This window comes from Actinoplanes sp. NPDC051494, assembly GCF_044454705.1.
Taxonomy (GTDB): Bacteria; Actinomycetota; Actinomycetes; order Mycobacteriales; family Micromonosporaceae; genus Actinoplanes.
In genome coordinates, this window is the sequence record NZ_JBITDZ010000003.1 from 719,806 (window position 1) to 737,893 (window position 18,088).

Genomic DNA, 18,088 nt, shown 5'->3' on the forward strand with positions numbered 1-18,088 from the left:
ATGGTCGCGGGGTGCCTGCTTCCGATTACGTCAAAGGCCTGCGCGCCCGGGTCGGCCACGACCTGATCATGTTCCCGTCGGTCAGCGCGGTGGTGCTCAACGACCGGGGTGAGCTGCTGCTCGGCCAGCGCAGCGACAACCTCCGCTGGGCGCTGGTCGCGGGCATGATGGATCCGGGGGAGCAGCCCGCCGAGGCGATCGTGCGCGAGGTCCTCGAGGAGACCGCGGTCGAGATCACGGTCGAGCGGCTGGCCGGCGTCGTGCAGCACTCGGTCGTCTACGGCAACGGCGACCACTGCGAGTTCGTCAACACGTGGTTCCGCTGCCGGGCGGTCGGCGGCGAGGCCCGGGTCAACGACGCCGAGTCGCTCGAGGTCGGCTGGTTCGCCCTGGACGACCTCCCGGAGCTCAACGCGTTCACCCACCACCGCATCCGCACCGCGCTCGACGACACCGCACCGGCCTGGTTCGCCTCCCCGGGCGACCCGCTCGAGTGGGACGGCGCGGCGGGCAGCTAGGCCAGCCACCCCGGGCGGATCAGGCCGGCCTCGTAGGCCAGCACGACCAGCTGGGCCCGGTCGCGGGCGCCGAGTTTGACCATCGTGCGGCTGACGTGGGTCTTCGCGGTCGCCGGGCTGATCACCAGGCGGGCGGCGATCTCGTCGTTGGACAGCCCCTCGCCGACCAGCACCATCACCTCGCGCTCGCGGTCGGTGAGCTGGGCCAGCTCCGCCGAGGGGGCCGCGGAGCGCCCGCGGCCGGCCGGGGACGCGAACTCCCCGATCACCCGGCGGGTCACGCTCGGTGACAGCAGCGCGTCCCCGGCGGCGACCGCCCGGATGCCGCGCAGCAGATCGACCGGCTCGGTGTCCTTGACCAGGAACCCCGAGGCGCCGGTGCGCAGTGCCTCGAAGACGTACTCGTCGAGTTCGAACGTCGTCAGGATCACCACCCGGGTGCCGGCCAGCTCCGGATCCGCGGCGATCCGGCGGGTGGCCTCCAGGCCGTCGACGCCCGGCATCCGGATGTCCATCAGGACCACGTCGGGACGGGTGCTGCCGCAGAGCCGCACCGCCGCGAGCCCGTCCCCGACCTCCCCGACCACCTCGAGATCCGGTTCGGCGTCGATGAGGGCCCGGAACCCGGCCCGGACCAGCGCCTGGTCGTCGGCGATCAGGACCTTGATCACGATGTCTCCTCGACGGGGGTGGCGGGGGCGACGGGGGTGGCTGGGGTGGCGGTGGTGGGCAGCACGGCTTCGACCAGGTAACCGCCGTCCGGCAGTGGTCCGGCGGTCAGCGTGCCGCCGAGGCTCTCGGCCCGGGCGCGCATGCCGGCGATGCCGCTGCCGGGCACGGACCCGGCGTCCTCCGGCGGGGGCACGGCGGTGCCGTCGTTGCGGACGGCCAGGCGCAGCTCGCCGGGGGCATAGGAGATCGCGACCTCGGCGGAGTCGGCGGCCGCGTGGCGGCGCACGTTCGTGAGGGCCTCCTGCACGATCCGGTACGCCGCCCGGTCCACCTCCGCGGGCAGGCCCCGACGCTCGCCGCTGACGGCGGTGCGCACCGGCAGGCCCGCGTCGGCGGTGAGGTCGTCGAGCCGGTCGAGGCCCAGGGCGGGTTGCCGGGGCGCGGCCTCCTGCTCGGGGCGCAGCGCGTCCAGCACCGAGCGCACCTCGCGCAGCGCCTCCGAGCTGGCCGTCTTGATCGCGGTCAGCGCCTCGCGGGCCTGCTCGGGCCGGCTGTCCATCAGGTGCAGCCCCACCCCGGCCTGCACGTTGATCAGCGACAGGTGGTGGCCGAGCACGTCGTGCAGCTCGCGGGCGATCCGCAACCGCTCGTCGGCGGCCTGCCGTTTCTCCTGCTCCTCGTGGGCGCGGGCGCGTTCGGCGTTCACCTTGGTGATCTCGGCCAGGTAGGCCGCGCGGGCCCGGGCGGCGTTGCCGACGAACATGGTCAGGGCGATGCCGAGCGCGGTCAGCACCGCGTCGCGCACGCCGGGCCGGGCGGCGGCGGCCACCCCGAGTGGCCCGGCGAACACGACCGTGACGGCGAGGTAGGCGGCGTAGGCGGCCCCGGCGATGGTCACGGCGCCCTGACCCCGGCCGGCCTTGACGGCGCCGAACAGGGCGAACACCGGTGCGACCGCGAACGTCCAGCTCGGCTCGGCGGTGACCGCGTAGCCGATGGTCGCGGCGGCGGTGACGGCCAGCACCGGCAGGGGATGCCGGCGGCGGACCGTCAGGGCGAGCGGCCCGAGCACCAGCAGCGTGCCGGCCAGGTAGTCGGTGGGGTGGGCGAGGGCGGCGGTCTCGCGCCCGTTGGCGAGCACGTGGAACAGCAGGGCGGTGAACACGCCGGGCCCGGACCGGCCGGTGCGCCGTGACCCGGCGGCCCGCCACTGCGCCTCGTGGGCGGAGAACCGGCCGCGGTCGAACGAGAACCGGCGATCCCCGGGAAAGGGCCCGGCCGGGGCGGGGCGTCGCTGGTGATCTCGCACGTCCACGACGCTACGTCACCGCGGGGCCGTCGGCGTCCGCCCGGCGAGGGTGATCGGGACTGCGCCCGGGGAGGTAGCAGGCCCCGTCCGCGTACTCCCCGGGTCGTACGCGGGCCGGATCGGATGCCCTCGCCGGGCCGACGCGGGGGTGGGGGTGCCGCGCCCATGCTGGAGGAGCAGTCAGCCGTTCTCTGGAGGTCACGATGCAACCGAACCCGACCCGCCTGCGCACATCGGACGCCGAGCGGGAGCAGGTCGCCACGATCCTGCGGTCCGCGATGGCCGAGGGGCGTCTCACCCTCGAGGAGGGTGAGCAACGGATGGCCACCGTCTACGCGAGCCGGTTCCGGGACGAGCTCGGCCCGCTCACCGCCGATCTGCCGAACGGGGGCCGGCAGGCGTTGCGGGAGACACCGCAGGCGCGTACCGCGACACGCCGGGCCCTCGGCCGGCACGCCGGATTCGTGATGCTGGCCGCCGGTGTCCTCACCGGACTGTGGGTGGTGTCCGGTGCGACGTTCTTCTGGCCCGCCATCCCGCTCGTGTTCCTGGTCATGGGCCTGTTCCGGCACGTACGCCACGGCGAGTCGCGCACCTGGCGGCACCACTCGCACGTCGCTCCGTGGAACGCGCCCGACTATAGGTGATCTTGATTACTGCCTCTCGGCGGTGGCGGTCGTTGCCCACCTTGTGCCCCGATGCGACAGTTGGCGGCCCAAGCCGGAAGAGGTGGGCAACAACCATGATGGGTCCGTCGCACGCATTGTCGGGCGCGTCGGTATGGCTCGCGGGAAGCTGGGCGCTGGACTTCTTCGCCGGCTACGACCAGAGTCCGCTGGCGATCGCGATCGGGACGGCGGTGTGCGCCGGTGGCGCCCTGCTGCCCGACCTGGACCTGTCGGGCAAGGTGACCCGGAACCAGGGCGGCGCCACCGTGGCCCGTACGTTCGGGGTGTTCTCGCTGTTCGTCGCCGAGGTGGTCGAGAAGATCTCGCTGGGCATCTACACGGCGACGAAGCTGAGCAAGGATCCGCGCCGCAACAACGGGCACCGCACGTTCACCCACACGCTGCCGTTCGCCGCGCTGATCGGGTGGGGCACGACGAGCCTCGCGACCTCGTACGGGAAATGGGCCGTCGTCGGGATCGTCTTCTTCATGGCCGGTCTCGCGCTGCGCGGGCTGTTCGACGAGTGGGCCGAGCGGGCCGGCTGGGTGATCATCACGATCACGTCCGGGGTGATCGCCTGGTTCACCGCGGCGAACCTGCCCGGTGACCGCGGCTATCCGATGCTGGGGTTCGCGGTCGCGGTGGGCTGCGTGGTGCACCTGCTCGGCGACATGATCACGAAAGCCGGGGTGCCGATCCTCTGGCCGATACCGATCAACCGCCGGATGTGGCGGATGATCGGCGTGCCGGACGTCATGGCGGTCAAGGTCGGGGGCAAGACGGAGACGGTCGTGCTGCGTACCATCTTCACCGTGATCTCCGTCCTGGCCATCGCCGGCATGTTCGCGCCGCATGTCATGCACCAGCTCAATCTCGACAAATGGGTGGCCGATGGCTCGGCGCGTTAGCGCCCTTGCCCTGTCGCTGATCGCGGCGCTCGCCCTCGGGGCGACCGCCGTGCCCGTGCTGACGTCGGCCGGTTCCGTCCCGGAGCCGGCCGTCGAGCTGAGCGAGGTGCTGCGGCGGCACGGGCCGGGCGCGCCGGTGCTGATGGTGGCGCACCGGGGTTACTGGCGGGGCGCGCCGGAGAATTCCCTCGACGGCATCGAGCAGGCCGTCGAGCACGGCGCGCAGGTCGTCGAGATCGATGTGCAGGGCACCGCCGACGGTGAGCTGGTGCTGATGCACGACGAGAGCGTGGACCGCACCACGGACGGCACCGGTGTGGTCGCCGCGCTCACCATGGAACAGATCGGTGCGCTGCGGCTCAAGGCCGGTCTCGGCGGTGCGCTGGCCCCGGTGACCGCGGCCCGGGTGCCGACGCTGCGGGAGGCGATCCTCGCGACGCGCGGCCGGGCGCTGATCAACCTGGACCGGGCCTGGCCGTTCCGGGACCAGATCCTCGGCCTGCTGACCGAGCTGGACGCGGTGGACCAGGCGCTGTTCAAGAGCACCGCGCCGGTCGCCGAGGTCAGCGAGTTCCTCGCCCGGGACCCGCGCATCCTCTACAGCCACGTGGTCTACCCCTGGAACGTCGGCCATGTCGGGGCGTTCACGAAGAACAAGCCGCTGGCGTACGAACTGAACTTCGAGCGGCTGACCGACGCCACGATCCAGCCCGCCGTGGTGGCCAGGGCGCGCGCCACGAGCCGGATCTGGGTCAACACGATGTGGGACGGGCTGGCGGCCGGGTTCACCGACGAGGCGTCGCTGCGGGATCCGGCGCTGGGCTGGGCCGCGGTGATCGACCGGTACGGCGCGAGCATGATCCAGACCGACAATGTGGACAAACTGCGCGACTGGCTGGCCGATCCGGCCGCGTTGGACGTCCCGGCCGGTACGGTGCGGGTGCAGGCCGAGTCCGGTGGCAACCCCCGTGGTGCCCGGGCCGCCGTCGACCCGTCCAGCGGTGGCTACGAGAGCGCCGACGGCGCCGGCACGCTCGGGGTGGCCGTGACCCGCTCCGGTGGCCTGCTGCGGTACGCGGTGGACGTGCCGGAGGCCGGGGAGTACCAGGTCACCGCGCGGGTGTCCTCGCCGTACCGGCCGGCCGGGCGGTTCACCGTGGACCTCGGTGCGGACGGCGTCACCGCGCCGGTGGACGTCGTCACGACCACGTCGCACGGCGCCTTCGTCGAGCAGGTGGTCGAGGAGTCGCGGCGGCTGGCCCGGGGGAGGCACGAGGTCGTGGTGCGCGTCGACCCGGTCGCCTACCAGAACTTCACCCTGGACTACCTGGAATTCTCCCGCTTGCGCGCCCGGTAGGCCCCGACCTTGGCGCGGTTGCCGCACTCGGCCATGCCGCACCACTGCCGGTTGCCGAGGCGCGACGCGTCGACGTAGATCCGGGTGCACTCGGGGTTCGCGCAGCCCTTGACCCGGTCGATCTCGGGGCCGGCGAGCAGGTCGAGCAGGTCCGCGGCCAGCGTCGCGAGCAGCTCGCCGACGGTGCCGGCGCGGGTGGTCCGGCCGTCGGGGTGCAGCCGGGGCGTGATCCGCGGGCCGTGGGCCAGCTCGTTGAGCCGGGTCACGTCGGCGCTGTCCGGGGCCCGGCCGTCGAGCCGGGCGCGGACCGTACGGTAGATCGCCTCCCTGGTCGCCGTGGCGGTGCCGAGCTGCTCGTCCGTCACGCTCATCGGCGTCTCGGTGAGCCCCGCGGACACGGGCCAGTCCGCCAGGTGTCCGGGGGTCGGGAGCTGCTCCTCGCCGCGGGGCCGGCGGCGCCACTTGAGCGTGCCCGCGAAGTCGAGGCTGGGCCGGCCGCTGACGAAGACGACAGTCACGTAACCATCTTGACGGGTTACCGGTTCGTCGGCAAGCTGTGTAACCATGCAAACGGGTTACCTGTACTTCGTCGAGCGCGCGGTGCACGGCATGCGCGACATCGTGGCCGGGCTGGGCGACGAGCTGGCCGTCCGGCGTCCGGACGTGCCGGGCGCCAACACGCCGTACGGACTGCTCACCCACTGCCTGGGCGTGCTGGACTACTGGGGTGGTCACGTCGTCGCCGGGCGCACGGTCGAGCGCGACCGCGACGCCGAGTTCGACGCGGTGGGCCCGGTCGCCGAGCTGTGCACCCGGGCCGATCGCGCGCTCGAGCAGCTGCGGGCCGACATCGCCGGGGTGGACTGGGCCGCCGCGCCCCGCAACGAGCCCGACCCGGCGTTCCTGGGCCCGTCGCGGCGGCTGGACCAGGGCGGCGTGCTGCTGCACCTCTTCGAGGAGATGGCACAGCACCACGGCCAGATGGAAGTGGTGCGGGACCTGCTGCGGATCAGGGACTTCGACGACGTACCCCTGTCCTGGTTGCGGGCCAAACGCGGGGTGAAATGGCAGCGGCCCGGTCCGGACCTGCTGCCGGCCTGGGTCGCCGAGACCGACTTCCCGGTGGCGCCGCCGGTCCGCGACGCGCTGCACGCCACCATCGCGCGCGGCGACCTCGGTTACCCCGATGGGCCCGGATATCCGCCGGCGGCGCCGTTCGCGGCCCGGATGCGGCAGCGGTACGGATGGGAGCCCGACCCGGCCCACGTCCGGCCCCTCACCGACCTGATCCAGTCCCTGCAGCTCGTGCTGACGCTCGCCACCGCCCCGGGTGACGGCGTGGTGGCGTTCACCCCGAACTACCCGCCGTTCCTGGCCACGATCGCGTCGATGGGCCGGCGCCTCGTGAGCGCCCCGGCGGTGGCCCGCGGCGAGAGCTGGACCTGGGACCTCGACCGCCTCGACGCCGACCTGCGCGCGGCCGGGGCCCGGGTGCTGCTGCTGGTCAACCCGCACAATCCGACCGGCCGGATGTACTCGCGCGCCGAACTGACCCGGATCGCCGAGCTGGCCGACCGCCACGATCTGCTCGTGGTCAGCGACGAGATCCATGCCGAGCTCGCCCACGCGCCGCGACGGCACGTACCGTTCGCCTCGCTCGGCCCGTCGGCCGCGGCCCGGACCGTCACGGTGACCTCGGCGGCGAAGGCGTTCAACATCGCCGGGCTGCGCACCGCCGTCGCCCACGTCGGCCCGGAGGAGCTGCGGGCCCGCTGGGACGCCCAGCCACCGGACCTGCACGGCAAGGTCAACGTGCTCGGCGTCGAGGCGACCCTGGCCGCGTGGGCGTCGGGCGACCCGTGGCTGCGTACCCTCAACGGTCATCTGCTCCGGCAACGCGACCACCTGGTGTCGCGGATGGCCGATCTGCCCGGTCTGCGCCTGCGTGCCCCCGACGCCGGCTACCTGGCCTGGATCGACTGCACCGCCGCCGATCTGCCGGAGTCCCCTGTGGACTGGTTCCGCCGGCACGCCGGGGTCGAGCTCTCGGCCGGCGCGGACTTCGGACCCGGGCACGAGGCGTTCGTGCGGCTGAACTTCGCCACCACCACGGCGGTGCTCGACCGGATCCTCGACGCGATGGCCGCAGCGCTCAGCGACCGTTCCGGGACACACTGAAGTTGATCAGGTTAGGGTTGGGGAACCGGTGGCAGGGGAGGGAGCGGCGTGGCGGAGCACGAACGCCTGGCGCAGGCTGACTCCGGCGAGCAGCCGTGGCGCGCCTGGGGTCCCTACGTGGCCGAACGCGCCTGGGGCACGGTCCGGGAGGACTACAGCGAGCACGGCACCGCCTGGGACTACTTCCCCCATGACCACGCGCGCTCCCGGGCGTACCGGTGGAACGACGACGGCATGGCCGGGGTCTGCGACGACCGGCAGACGTTCTGCTTCGCCCTGGCGCTCTGGAACGGCGAGGACCCGATCCTCAAGGAGCGCATGTTCGGGCTCGGCGGCGACGGCGGCAACCACGGCGAGGACGCCAAGGAGTACTGGTGGTACCAGGACTCCACCCCCACGCACTCGTGGATGAGCTGGCGCTATCACTACCCCCAGGCCGCTTTCCCGTACGACGACCTGGTCGCGGTCAACGGACGGCGCTCCCGCGACGAGCCCGAGTACGAGCTCGTCGACACCGGGGTGTTCGCCGACGACCGCTTCTGGGCGGTGACCGTCGACTACGCCAAGGCGTCCCCGCGCGACATGTGCGTCGTGGTGACCGTGTCCAACCGCGGGCCCGACGAGGCCACCCTGCACGTGCTGCCGTCGCTGTGGTTCCGCAACACCTGGTCGTGGGGGCTCGGCAACCGCCCGGTCCCGGTCCTCACCGGCACCCCCGGCCGGCTCGCCGGCGAACACCGCGGCCTCGGCCACCTGGAACTGCGTGGCGAGGGGGAACCCCCGGCGCTGCTCTGCGACAACGAGACCAACGCGCAGCGGCTCTGGGGCCTGCCCGGCACCAGCGTGTACCCCAAGGACGGCATCAACGACTTCGTGGTCGGCGGCGCCCCGACGATCAACCCGGCCAGGGTCGGCACCAAGGGCGCGCTGCACTACGTCGTGACGCTCGGCCCGGGGGAGACCCGGCAGATCCGGCTGCGACTGACCGAGTCGGACGCCGCCGCCGAGCCCGGTCTCGGCGACGATTTCCAGGCCGTCTGCGCCGCCCGCAGGGCCGAGGCCGACACGTACTTCGCCGGGCTGATCCCGTCGGCGGCGTCCGCGGAGGAGGCGGCGGTGGCCCGGCAGGGCATCGCCGGTCTCATGTGGGGCAAGCAGTTCTACCACTTCGACGTCAAACAGTGGCTGGAAGGCGACCCGGGCTCCGCGCCCCCGCCACCCGGGCGCCGCTACGGGCGTAACAACGCCTGGTGGCACATGAACAGCTTCGACGTCATCTCCATGCCGGACCCCTGGGAATACCCCTGGTACGCGGCCTGGGACCTCGCCTTCCACTGCGTCAGCATCGCCCGCGTCGACCCCGGTTTCGCCAAGGGCCAGCTGCTGCTGTTGCTCCGCGAGTGGTACATGCACCCCAACGGCCAGATCCCCGCGTACGAGTGGGCGTTCGGTGACGTGAACCCGCCCGTGCACGCCTGGGCGGCGCTGCGCGTCTTCGAGATCGACGGCGGCCGCGACCACGACTTCCTCGCCCGGATCATGCACAAACTGCTGCTCAACTTCACCTGGTGGGTCAACCGCAAGGACGTCGGCGGCAACAACGTCTTCGAGGGTGGCTTCCTCGGCCTGGACAACGTCGGCCCGTTCGACCGTTCCGCGGCCCTGCCGGTCGCCGGTGTCCTCGAGCAGTCCGACGGCACCGGCTGGATGGCCATGTACGCCCTCAACCTGCTCGACATGTCCATCCGCCTCGCCCTGCACGACCGCACGTACGAGGACATGGCGACGAAGTTCTTCGAACACTTCGCGTACATCGCCGAGGCCGCCTACCGCCAGGGCCTCTGGGACGACGAGGACAGCTTCTTCTACGACGTGCTGCGCCTGCCGGACGGCCACAAGATGCCGCTCAAGGCCCGCTCGATCGTCGGCCTGCTCCCGCTCGCGGCCACCACCCGGCTCAGCGCCGGCACCCTCAACCGCCTGCCCGAACTCAGCGCCCGGGTCCGCTGGCTGCTCGCCGACCAGCCCGACTACGCCGACGTGATCAGCGCCCGCCGGATCTCCCCGGACGGCCGCCGCCAGCGCCTGCTCTCCATGGTGGGCCAGGACCAGCTGCTGCGGATCCTGGCCCGGATGCTCGACCCCGAGGAATTCCTCTCCCCGTACGGCCTGCGGACCCTGTCCCGGTCCCACCTCGAAAAACCGTTCACCGTGTCGCTGGGCGGCTCCGACTTCACCGTCGGCTACGAACCGGCCGAGAGCACGAGCGGCCTGTTCGGCGGCAACTCCAACTGGCGCGGCCCGATCTGGATGCCGGTCAACTATCTGCTGATCGAGGCCCTGCGCGAATTCGCGGCCTTCTACGGCGACGACCTCATGGTCGAATACCCCACCGGCGCGGCCACCAAGACGTCCCTCACCAAGGTCGCCGACGACCTGTCCCGCAGGCTGATCTCCCTGTTCGTCCCCGACTCCTGGGGCCGGCGCCCCATCTACGGAGCCAACGAACTCTTCCAGACCCACCCCGACTGGAAAGACCTGATCGCCTTCCCCGAGTACTTCCACGGCGACAACGGCGCGGGCCTCGGAGCCTGGCACCAGACCGGCTGGACCGCCCTGGTCGTCGACCTCATCCTCACCCTGCACCGAGACCCGGACCCGGACCCCGGCCCCGGCCCCGGCCCCGACCCCGACCCCGACCCGGGCCCCGACCGATCATGACCCCGGCGCAGCGGTTCGGCTCGGCCCGGGTGGCTCGGCTGGCCACGGTCACGCCGGACGGCGCCCCGCATCTCGTGCCTATCGTCTTTGCCCTGGTCGGGGACGTCGTGCATACGGCTGTCGACGGGAAGCCGAAACGGCACCGGGGGTTGCAACGGCTGGTCAACATCGCCCATGAGCCCCGGGTCAGTGTGCTCGTCGACCACTACGACGAGGACTGGTCCGCGCTCTGGTGGGTCCGCGCCGACGGGCCGGCCTCGGTGGTCGACGATCCCGAGCCCGCGCTGCTCGCCCGCTATCCGCAGTACGCGCTGAGCCCGCCACCCGGCCCCTATCTGCGGATCCGGGTCGAGCGGTGGACGGCCTGGTCCGGCGCGGGGGCCCAGGTGGTCTGAGTACGCCGACTCAAGAGGGCGGGCGGGGTGCTCCGACAGGATCAACGGCGTGATCTCGTACCCGTGTCCGTTCTGTCGTGCCGTCGCTGACCTGGCCTCCGGTTGTCCCGGATGTGGCCGGGGGCCGGACCCCGACGCCGCCGAGGTGGTGCGCCTCGACGCGGAGATCCCGGTGCTCACCGCCCGGCTCGCCGCGGCCCGGGACGCGGTCGGGGTGGCCGACACGGCGTTGCGCCGGGCATGGAACCTGCGGGAAGCCGCCGCCACCCGGGTACGGGCCGCCGTCGGGGCCGCCGCGAGTGTGACCCCGCGGGCGCCGGCGATGACCGCGCCGGTGACCACCGCCACCGCCGAGCGGTCCGCGCCGCTGGTGGCCGAGGCCTCGACCCGGATCATGCAGAACACCCTGTTCACGCTCGGCGGCCTGCTGCTGGCGGTGGCCGCGATCGTGTTCACCGCGGTCGCCTGGTCGCAGTTCGGGGTGCGGGGCCGGGCCGGGCTGCTGGCCGTGGCCACCGTCGTCGCGCTGGCCGCGCCGCTGGTGGCGCTGCGCCGCAAGCTTACCGCGACCGCCGAGACGTTCACCGCGGTCGGGCTGGTGCTGGTCCTGCTCGACGGGTACGCCGCCTGGTACGTGAACCTTTTCGGTCTCGCGGACCAGCCCGCGCTCGGCTACGCGGGGGCCGTGTTCGCGGTGACCGCCGCGATCGCCGCCGGCTTCGAACACCTGACCGGGCTGGTCGGCCCGCGCTACGCCGCGTTGCTCCTGGCCCAGCCGGTGCTGCCCCTGGTCGTCGCGCCGGCCCATCCCGGTGCGGCCGGGTGGGCGTACACGATGGGTGCCGTCGCCGCCGCGAACCTGGCCGTGATCCACCTGCGGCGCCCGACGGTGCTGAGCCCGCTGGCGCTCACGGCGTACGGAATCGGTCTGATCGCGGTCTGCTTCTCGGGTCTGTGTGCCCTCTACGGTCTCGCCCTGGCCCGGACGCCCGGCCCGGCCGCTTGGTCCGGCCTCGCGCTGGTGACGGCCGCCGGGGTGGTCCTGGCCGCCGCGCTGCTCGCCCGCAGCGGGTGGGCGCTGCGGTGGGCGGCCGGCCTGATGGTGGTCGCGCTCGCCGTCGCCGCCTCCCGCTTCGCGGTGGTCACCGCCGGGGGATTCCAGGCCCCGCTGCTGGTCGCGCTGGTCGTGACGGTTCTGGCCGTCGGGGTCAGCTTCCTGCCCGCTGCGGTACGGACGGGAGCGCGCGCGGGAGCGTTCGCAGCGCTCGCGGTGCCGGTGGTCGTGGCCCTGGTGGCGGTGGCCCTGGCAGTCTTCGCGGGGGTGGGGGACTGGCGGCTGCCGGCCATCCTGGTCATGCTGACCGTCGGTGCCGCGGCTGTGGTGCCCCGCGCCGACCTCGTGCTGACCGGGATCGCCCTGCTGGGCCTCGCGGCCCCGGCCGGTTTCGGCCTCGCCTGGTGGTCGGCGTCCCCCATCGACCTGGCGGTGCTGGCAGCGGCCCTCGTCCTGGCGGCGCTGCGAACCCGCTGGACGGTCGCCCTCGCGATGATGCTGGCGGTCCACGCGGTGGTCGTGGCGGCCCGGACCCCCGGGGTGGCGGCGCTGACCCTGGCGGCGATCGCGACGATCGGCTTCGCGGCCACCTGGCGCCGGACCTGGTACGCCGGCCCGGCCCTGGCGTGCGGCCTGCTGCTCGTGCCGGCCGTGGCGTGGCAGGCGACCGCGGCGTTCGGCTGGCCGGCGGTCGCCCAGAGCCGGACGGCCCTGGGAGCGGCGGCGGCACTGGTCGCGGCGGTCCACGTGATCGGCCGGTACCGGAGGCACGTACTGACGGCAACGCTCACCGTGACGGTAACGGTGCCACTGTGGGCACTGTCCTCCGGCGACCCGGCATCGCTCTACGCCGCGGCGGGCCTCCTGCTGGTAGCCACCCTGATTCGACCGGCTTCCTCTCCCGTTTCCCTGGCCCGGCCGATGGGGGAGCGTTCTCTGCCGGCGGCGGCTCTCCTGCTGGGGGCCGCACTGGTGGCCGCTACCGGACGAAGCCTCTATTCCGTTTTCATCCTTCCTTTCGGGTCTGTCGGGGGTAGGCCGGACGGATCGGCCGGCGTGACGGACGCCATCGCTGTCGGAGTCGCGGCTCTCGCGGTGGCCGCGGGGGTCTGGCAACTCGGCGGTCGGCGGGCCGCGGCGTGGGCGATCGCTCCGGTCGTCGTGGTGGGGATGCCGCTGGCGGTCGGTGCGGCGGACGTGCCATGGCCCGGGGTGACCGTCACGAGCCTGGTCGTGGGGCTCGGCGGGCTGGCACTGGCCGCGCTCGGAGGCAGCGGGCGCGGGCGGGTGCCCGGCGTCCTGGCCGCTGTCGCGGGGATCGCGGCCGGGGCCGGGCTGGCCGGTGCGGTGGCCACCGACGCGATGGCGCTGGTCGCGTTCGGGCTGGTCGTGATCGCCGGGACGATGATCGGCGCCGGGGGCCGGGCGACGGGGGTCCGGATGGCCACTGTTCGGGTCGCCGGCTGGGTGGGGGCCGCGGTGGCGGTGCTCGCCGAGGCCGGGATCGCCGGGCGGACGGCCGGGTTGCCGCTGGAGCAGACCGCGTTCGCGGTGCTCGCCGCCGCCGCGCTGGTGCTGGCCGTCGGCGCACTGCTGGCAGCCGGGGTCGGCCGGCCTGCGAGGAGCGGGGTTGCTGGAGCCGGCCAGGCCGGGACGCGCGGGGTGGCCGGGGTGGGTTCGGCCATCCTGGGGCGGGCGGCTGAGGGGCGGGCGGCTGAGGGGCGGGCTGTGCAGGCGGCTGCCCACGGGGGTGCCCTGGTGGCATTGGCGCTGACCGTGGGATCCCTGCGGCACGCCGCCGCCGTTTGTACGTTCTGGGGGCTGGCGCTCGGGCTGCGGGCACTGCTCCACGGTGCCGGGGGCCGGCGGGGGCATGTGATCGCCGCCGCGGTGGCGGAGCTGGGTGGCGCTTGGCTGGTGCTTGCCGCCGGGCAGGTTGCGGTCGTGGAGGCGTACACGGGTCCCGCTGCCGGGGTGGCACTGCTGGTCGGGTGGGTGGTCCGGCGTGGGCGGGCCTCAGGGGTCTCCAGCTGGGTCGCCTACGGGCCGGCGCTGGCCGCCGCGCTGGTGCCGACGCTCGCGTCCGTGCTCGTGCAGGAGGGCGAGCCGCTGCGACGGTTGCTGCTCGGCGTGGCCGCGCTGGGGATCACGGTGGTGGGGGCGCACGTCCGGCTCCGGGCGCCGGTGGTCGCGGGTGGGGTGACGCTCGCGGTGCTGGCATTGCACGAGGCCGTGCTGGTGTGGGACCTGCTGCCGCGGTGGATCCCGCTGGCCGGGGCCGGGCTGGTGCTGGTCGGGCTGGCGATGACGCTCGAGCGCCGGCGCCGGGACGTGGCCCGGCTGCGGTCCGCACTCACCCGGATGGGGTGATCGTGATGGCCGGGCGGTTCCCACGGGGGTGAGCCGCCCGGCCGTCAGTCCGGGGTGCGGGCGCGGTCGCGCATGCTGATCAACTGCAGGGCGAAACCGAGGACGAACGTCGACGTGGCCAGGCCGGTGTGGTCGGAGCCGTCGGACAGGTCACCGTGGACGCGCAGGCCGAAGCTCACCGCGTACCCGAAAAAGGCGGTGGCGAGCAGGGTGGGCCGGGGGATGGGGCGGCCGAACAGGCGCACCCGGCCGGGGTGGGCGCGGTGCCGGAGCAGGAGGGTGACGGCGGCCGCGAGGGAACCCGCGCACACCACCACGGAGAGGACGAGGAACACCACGTCGAGGGTGGACATGGCCGGGACGATAGCGCCCGGACGCCGGCCGGGTCGACCGGAGGCCCGGGGCGCGAGACGTCAGGCCGGGTTGCGGCGGCGGCGGGCCGCGGCCATCAGGCCCGGGTGGGCGTGAATCCGCTCCCGGCCGCGAGCAGGGTGAGGAACACCAGGTCGACGACGAACACAGCGGCGAGGCTGGCGGTCGTGCGCCATCGGTGACATGGCGCACGACCGGGGCGGGTCAGGCCTCGCGGACGACGGCTTCCGCGACGCGGCGCAGTTCGCGCTGGTCGGGGACGAAGCCCTCGGCGATGTCGTGGTGCAGGCCGGCCCGGGTCTCGTCGAGGATCTCGGTGGCGACCTGGTCGACGGGCTCCCCGGAATACTCATGGGAGACCTTGTCCGTGGCGGCCTTCATCGCCGACGTCAGCTGGTCCTCGAGGGGGCCGCGGAGCTTCTGCTCGACCGGGCTGAGCGTGTTCGGGTCAAGGGTGACGTGTGGCTCGACCATGGGTGGGCTCCCCGTTGTGGTGGCTGGTGACGCGCCGGTCTTACCCATGGTCGCAGCACCGTCAAACAGGTGATCCTCAGCGACCTCTTTTGAGTTCGAAGAAGGTCTGGCTGCGGGCCAGCGGCACCACCGCGTCCCAGATGGCCAGTGCCTCGTCGCGGCCGGGGACCTCGCCGATGATCGGGCCGTGCACGCCGCGCGGGGCGCCCTCGATCAGCAGCACCGGGGAGCCGATGTCGGGGCCGGCCGAGCCGAACGCGAACTCGTGGGACTCGCGCACGGCCTCGTCCCAGGCGGCATCGTCGAGGATGGACTTGGCGTCGGTGACACCCGCCTCCTCGGCCGCGGCGAGCACGATCTCGTCGGTGAGCGGCGCCTCGGCCTCGAAGGTCCGGGTGCCGATCGCGGTGTAGAAGGCGCCGATGGTGTCGTCGCGGTCGTCGGCGCGCAGGGCCTCGACGAGGCGCAGCGCGCGGCTGGACGCCTCCATCATGGGTCGGTACTGCTCGGGGGCGTTGCCGCCGCTGAGGATGGAAAGACTGAACGCGCGCCATTTGACGGTGACGTCACGCTCTGCCGCCACGCTGACCAGCCACCGCGAGGTGCGCCAGGTGAACGGACAGGCGGGGTCGAAAAAGTAAGTGGCCTCCATGTCCCGATCCTATGCCGCCGCCGCGGCCAATCCCCGAACTAGCCTCCTAGGACGCGCGAGAGTAGGTGACGCTGATCTGCCGGCCCGGGGCCCGGCGTGCGTGCACGGCATGCCGGGGCTCCCGGACCGCCCCCGTTACGCCCGGCCGGTGGTGATCACCGTGGGGCGTACAGCTACGGTCGCTCACGGAGGAGGGCGTCGCCAGGGCGTTCACCGGGCGTTCGGGGGGCGTACGTGATCGGGGAGCGGATCCGGGTGCGCCGCCGGGAGCTCGGACTGACCCAGGAGGAGCTGGCCGAACGCGCGGGGATCGACGTGAAGACGGTCCGCATGATCGAGACCGGGAAACGTACGCCGCGCCCGGCCACCGCCCGGTCGCTCGCCGAGGCCCTCGACCTCGACAGCGTCCGGACCGACACCACCGGCCCGGTGCCCGCCCAGCTCCCACCCGATGTCTACGGATTCGTGGGCCGCGAAGCACAGCTGCGAGCGCTGGACGCGATCACGGCGGCGCCCGGCGACCGCCCGTCCGCGGTGGTCATCTCCGCGCTGTCCGGGTCGGCCGGGATCGGCAAGACCACCCTGGCCGTGCACTGGGCGCACCGGGCGCGGGACCGGTTCCCCGACGGGCAGCTGTACGCCGATTTGCGTGGCTTCGACCCCGGTGGGGCCACCAGCGACCCGGCCCAGGTGCTGCTCGGCTTCCTGGGCGCGCTCGACGTCCCGGCCCGCAAGATCCCGGCCGGCCTCGACGACCGGGCGGCGCTGTATCGCAGCGTGCTCGCCGACCGGCGGATGCTGGTGCTGCTCGACAACGCCCGCGACGCCGCGCAGGTGCGCCCGCTGCTGCCCGGGGCGCCGGGCAGCATGGCGCTGGTGACCAGCCGCGACGACCTGGCCGGCCTGGTCGTGCGGCACGGCGCGCACCCGCTGGGCCTGCACCTGCTCAGCACCGACGAGTCGTTCCAGCTGCTGGCCCGGCGGCTCGGTGAGGACCGGCTGGCCACCGCCCCGGACGCGGTCGAGGAGATCATCGAGCGGTGCGCGCGGCTGCCGCTGGCCCTGACGATCGCCGCCGCCCGCGCCGCGACCCGTCCCGGGGTGTCGCTCGACGCCCTGGCCGCGGAGCTGCGGGACGTCCGGGGCCGGTTGGACACCCTGGCGGTCGGTGACCCGGCCGGGGACGTGCGCGCGGTGTTCTCCTGGTCGTACACGACGCTCAGCGACGGCGCGGCCCGGCTGTTCCGGCTGCTCGGGATCCACCCCGGACCCGAGGTGTCGGTCGCGGTCGCGGCGTCCGTGCTCGGTGAGCCGGTGGTCCGTACCCGGCTGCTGCTGGCCGAGCTGACCCAGGCGAGCCTGCTCACCGAACGCTCCGCCGGCCGGTTCGGTTTCCATGACCTGCTCCGCGCGTACGCGGCGGAACTCGCCCTCGGCGATCCGGACGCGGACGCGGCGGCACGCCGGATGCTGGACCACTACCTGCAGTCCGCGCTCGCCGCGGACCGGGTCCTGCTGACCCGCCGCCACCAGGTCGCCGCCCCGCCCCCGGCCCCGGTGCCGGGCATCGAGGTGACCGAGCCGCCCGGCACCGAGGAGGCGCTGGCCTGGTTCCTCGAGGAATACCGGGTGCTGCTGACCCTGCTCGCCCGCACCGGCGACGACGTGCACGTCTGGCACCTCGCGTGGGCCATGTCGCCGTACTTCAACCGCCGGGCGCTGTTCCACGACTGGGTCGGCGCGCAGCTGCTGGCGATGGCCGCGGCCGAGCGGCTCGGCGACCGGGACCGGCAGGTCCGCACCCAGAACGATCTCGCCATCGCGTACTTCAGCGTGGGCCGCACCGACGAGGCGATGCACCATCTGCGGCTGGCGCTGACGCTGTTCGAGGAGCTCGGGGACCGCACCGGCCAGGCCGGCGGCAACCTCAACCTCGGCTCGATGCTGCAGATCGGCGGCCGGCACACCGAGGCGCTCGATCATCTCGAACAGGCCCTCGAGCTCTTCCGGGAGCTGGGCGCGATCGAGGGGCAGGCCAGCGCGCTGAACGCCATCGGCCTGGGCCGGGTGCGCCTCGGCGAGTACGAGAAGGCGCTGGCGTACTGCACCGAATCGGTCGACCTGCGGCTGCGGTCCGGGGCCCACCACGCGGGGCGGGCCGCGTCCTGGGACAGTCTCGGCGAGGTCCACCGCCACCTCGGCCACCACGACGAGGCGCTGCGCTGCTTCGACGAGGCGCTGACCGCCTACCGGGCGGCCGGCAGCCCGCACAACGAGGCCGACGTCCTCCTCCACATCGGCGACACCCACGACGCGACCGGCGACCGGAACAGGGCGCGCGACCACTGGCGGCGTGCCCTGACGATCCTGGAGAGCATCGACCACCCCGACGCGGCCGGGGTCCGGGCGAGACTCGAACCCTGAGCCGGCCGGGTCCGGC

Annotated in this window: 15 protein-coding genes; 9 read left to right on the forward strand and 6 right to left on the reverse strand. The window is 73.5% G+C overall.

The window, feature by feature from the left end; translation table 11 throughout:
* Positions 1–11 precede the first annotated feature (11 nt).
* Positions 12–518 carry an NUDIX hydrolase gene (locus ACIA6A_RS15845; protein WP_396098342.1) on the forward strand — a complete coding sequence of 169 codons (507 nt, stop codon included), beginning with the start codon at positions 12–14 and terminating at the stop codon, positions 516–518.
* Here the strand turns inward: ACIA6A_RS15845 and ACIA6A_RS15850 are convergent.
* Positions 515–1,189 carry a response regulator gene (locus tag ACIA6A_RS15850; RefSeq protein ID WP_396098343.1) on the reverse strand — a complete coding sequence of 225 codons (675 nt, stop codon included), beginning with the start codon at positions 1,187–1,189 and terminating at the stop codon, positions 515–517. The genes ACIA6A_RS15845 and ACIA6A_RS15850 overlap by 4 nt on opposite strands.
* The gene (locus ACIA6A_RS15855; protein ID WP_396098344.1) at positions 1,186–2,499 is read right to left on the reverse strand and encodes a sensor histidine kinase; all 1,314 of its coding nucleotides are present in this window, start codon (positions 2,497–2,499) and stop codon (positions 1,186–1,188) included. The genes ACIA6A_RS15850 and ACIA6A_RS15855 overlap by 4 nt, the downstream gene beginning before the upstream one ends.
* A gap of 203 nt (positions 2,500–2,702) precedes the next feature.
* On the opposite strand from ACIA6A_RS15855, the gene ACIA6A_RS15860 reads away from it, so the two are divergent.
* The 3 genes from ACIA6A_RS15860 to ACIA6A_RS15870 all read left to right on the forward strand — a co-directional run bounded on the left by ACIA6A_RS15860 (position 2,703) and on the right by ACIA6A_RS15870 (position 5,432).
* The gene (locus tag ACIA6A_RS15860) at positions 2,703–3,146 is read left to right on the forward strand and encodes a DUF1707 domain-containing protein (RefSeq protein ID WP_396098345.1); all 444 of its coding nucleotides are present in this window, start codon (positions 2,703–2,705) and stop codon (positions 3,144–3,146) included.
* 95 nt (positions 3,147–3,241) lie between these two features.
* Positions 3,242–4,075 carry a metal-dependent hydrolase gene (locus tag ACIA6A_RS15865; protein ID WP_396098346.1) on the forward strand — a complete coding sequence of 278 codons (834 nt, stop codon included), beginning with the start codon at positions 3,242–3,244 and terminating at the stop codon, positions 4,073–4,075.
* Positions 4,059–5,432 carry a glycerophosphodiester phosphodiesterase family protein gene (locus ACIA6A_RS15870; RefSeq protein WP_396098347.1) on the forward strand — a complete coding sequence of 458 codons (1,374 nt, stop codon included), beginning with the start codon at positions 4,059–4,061 and terminating at the stop codon, positions 5,430–5,432. The genes ACIA6A_RS15865 and ACIA6A_RS15870 overlap by 17 nt, the downstream gene beginning before the upstream one ends.
* On the opposite strand, the gene ACIA6A_RS15875 is transcribed toward ACIA6A_RS15870, so the two are convergent.
* The gene (locus tag ACIA6A_RS15875; protein WP_396098348.1) at positions 5,399–5,950 is read right to left on the reverse strand and encodes a CGNR zinc finger domain-containing protein; all 552 of its coding nucleotides are present in this window, start codon (positions 5,948–5,950) and stop codon (positions 5,399–5,401) included. The two genes, ACIA6A_RS15870 and ACIA6A_RS15875, sit on opposite strands and share 34 nt — an antisense overlap.
* A gap of 46 nt (positions 5,951–5,996) precedes the next feature.
* On the opposite strand from ACIA6A_RS15875, the gene ACIA6A_RS15880 reads away from it, so the two are divergent.
* Genes ACIA6A_RS15880 through ACIA6A_RS15895 form a run of 4 tightly spaced genes read left to right on the forward strand, consistent with a single transcriptional unit; the run spans position 5,997 to position 14,150 of the window.
* Positions 5,997–7,610 carry an aminotransferase class I/II-fold pyridoxal phosphate-dependent enzyme gene (locus ACIA6A_RS15880; RefSeq protein WP_396098349.1) on the forward strand — a complete coding sequence of 538 codons (1,614 nt, stop codon included), beginning with the start codon at positions 5,997–5,999 and terminating at the stop codon, positions 7,608–7,610.
* Positions 7,611–7,658: 48 nt separating this feature from the next.
* On the forward strand, positions 7,659–10,331 hold the full coding sequence (locus ACIA6A_RS15885; RefSeq protein ID WP_396098350.1) for an MGH1-like glycoside hydrolase domain-containing protein: 2,673 nt from the start codon (positions 7,659–7,661) through the stop codon (positions 10,329–10,331).
* Positions 10,328–10,726, forward strand: a complete 399-nt coding sequence (locus ACIA6A_RS15890; RefSeq protein WP_396098351.1) for a TIGR03668 family PPOX class F420-dependent oxidoreductase — start codon at positions 10,328–10,330, stop codon at positions 10,724–10,726. The genes ACIA6A_RS15885 and ACIA6A_RS15890 overlap by 4 nt, the downstream gene beginning before the upstream one ends.
* 49 nt (positions 10,727–10,775) lie before the next feature.
* Complete coding sequence (locus ACIA6A_RS15895; RefSeq protein WP_396098352.1) at positions 10,776–14,150, forward strand: SCO7613 C-terminal domain-containing membrane protein; 3,375 nt, start codon at positions 10,776–10,778, stop codon at positions 14,148–14,150.
* 44 nt (positions 14,151–14,194) lie between these two features.
* Here the strand turns inward: ACIA6A_RS15895 and ACIA6A_RS15900 are convergent, their stop codons facing one another.
* The 3 genes from ACIA6A_RS15900 to ACIA6A_RS15910 form a co-directional block, all read right to left on the reverse strand.
* Positions 14,195–14,503 (reverse strand): hypothetical protein, encoded by a 309-nt coding sequence (locus ACIA6A_RS15900; RefSeq protein ID WP_396098353.1) that lies wholly within the window; start codon positions 14,501–14,503, stop codon positions 14,195–14,197.
* A 223-nt stretch (positions 14,504–14,726) separates the two neighbouring features.
* On the reverse strand, positions 14,727–14,996 hold the full coding sequence (locus tag ACIA6A_RS15905) for a hypothetical protein (RefSeq protein ID WP_396098354.1): 270 nt from the start codon (positions 14,994–14,996) through the stop codon (positions 14,727–14,729).
* A gap of 76 nt (positions 14,997–15,072) precedes the next feature.
* Positions 15,073–15,648: a DsbA family protein gene (locus ACIA6A_RS15910; RefSeq protein WP_396098355.1), complete on the reverse strand. Its 576-nt coding sequence runs from the start codon at positions 15,646–15,648 to the stop codon at positions 15,073–15,075.
* A 234-nt stretch (positions 15,649–15,882) separates the two neighbouring features.
* Between ACIA6A_RS15910 and ACIA6A_RS15915 the strand changes: the two genes are divergently transcribed.
* Positions 15,883–18,072, forward strand: a complete 2,190-nt coding sequence (locus ACIA6A_RS15915; protein WP_396098356.1) for an ATP-binding protein — start codon at positions 15,883–15,885, stop codon at positions 18,070–18,072.
* Positions 18,073–18,088: the final 16 nt, after the last annotated feature.